This is a genomic window from Bacillus sp. P4_D3, assembly GCF_056401855.1.
This window is the reverse complement of record NZ_JBFUIN010000839.1, coordinates 1-1,247: the sequence shown is the minus strand read 5'-3', so window position 1 is coordinate 1,247 and position 1,247 is coordinate 1. Positions and strand designations below refer to the sequence as shown.

Below are 1,247 nucleotides of genomic sequence, written 5' to 3'. Positions count from 1 at the left end.
TTACGTATTTAAGCGTTTGGATTTTCGGTAATATTTTATTAGACAACTACATGCAAATTGCGTGGGGCAGTATCCTTTCTGCCATCGTCTTTACATTATCAGAAGTAATCGTCCATCGCTTTTCCAATTCCCACACAAGGCACAACAATGATAATATTCGAATTAATCGCCGGTTTGCATATGGTACGGAGTTTGCTGAAGAACAGAATGTGTTGGATAAAGATAAGAAGAAGTAAAGCCATAATTAATGGTGCAAAAAAGGAGCTGTCTCATCAGTCGAATTTTTGACGATGTGGCGCTCCTTTTTGTTTTTTTATGATATCAATACGGTGAATGAAATTATATTAATGATTTTTTGAATAAATCAACGATTCGACAAGGAATATCGATTTATCGACAATGTTTTACGGCCTATCCGCAAATAAAAAACTGCCTCCATTTAGAGACAGCCACTTCAATACTTACGCTTTTACTTTTAACTCTTTTAACGTAATAACATCAGCAAATGCTCCAAACACTAAGTTATGATGTTTCACAATATCTTCAGCACGCAATACATCTGTATCAAACGTACTATGCGCATCACTCACTAATGTTACTTTATACCCTTCACTAAACGCTCTGCGCGTTGTCGTATCAACACAGTACTCTGTTTGCATTCCTGAAATAATAACATGCTCAATCCCTTTTTCTTGTAACACTTCGTTTAAGTTCGTCTTATGGAATGAATCTGGTGTCGTCTTTTCAACGAAAAGATCTCCTTCATGCGGTGCAATCGCCGCATGTACTTTCCAGCCATCTGTACCTTTTTCTAACGGATGATCTTTTGGCCCGTTATGTTGCACATAAATAACCGGAATATCATTTGTACGACATTCCCCAAGAAGTTCTTGCAACGTTTCTAAAAACTTTTCCCCATTATGTACTGGGATTCCTGCTGTATACATACCCGCTTGCACATCAATAACTAGTAATGCCTTTTTCATTTCACACAGCTCCCTTTGTTTGTATAAGCCCTTTCATAAATCATTATAATTGTTTATATTCCATCATCCAACAATCTTCTAATTTCCCCTCATGCAGTTCATGTTCCTTTAAAATCTTCACTTTTTTAAATCCGCATTTTTCATAACACTTTATCGCACGTTCGTTATTTACTTTAGGGTCCATTGCAATTGTTTCTGCACCCTCTTCTTTCATAATGTATGTAATTGCTGCTTGAACGAGTTTTGTTCCAATTCCCTTTC

Annotated in this window: 3 protein-coding genes; 1 reads left to right on the top strand and 2 read right to left on the bottom strand. The window is 36.6% G+C overall.

Annotated features, from left to right (window positions below; genetic code table 11):
• Positions 1 to 236 (top strand): DUF2512 family protein (locus AC1DTM_RS27230; RefSeq protein ID WP_477001347.1); only part of this gene is annotated, 236 nt, incomplete at its 5' end.
• Positions 237 to 461: 225 nt separating this feature from the next.
• Here AC1DTM_RS27230 and AC1DTM_RS27225 read toward each other — a convergent pair.
• A complete protein-coding gene (locus AC1DTM_RS27225; RefSeq protein WP_016105174.1) occupies positions 462 to 986 on the bottom strand; it encodes a cysteine hydrolase family protein in 525 nt (174 codons plus the stop codon).
• Positions 987 to 1,029: 43 nt separating this feature from the next.
• A partial coding sequence (locus AC1DTM_RS27220; protein ID WP_477001346.1) for a GNAT family N-acetyltransferase occupies positions 1,030 to 1,247 on the bottom strand: 218 nt, incomplete at its 5' end.

Coding starts and splice junctions, on each gene's coding strand:
- AC1DTM_RS27225 (WP_016105174.1), bottom strand. CDS start 986: ATGAAAAAGGCATTACTAGTTATTGATGTGCAAGCGGGTATGTATACA.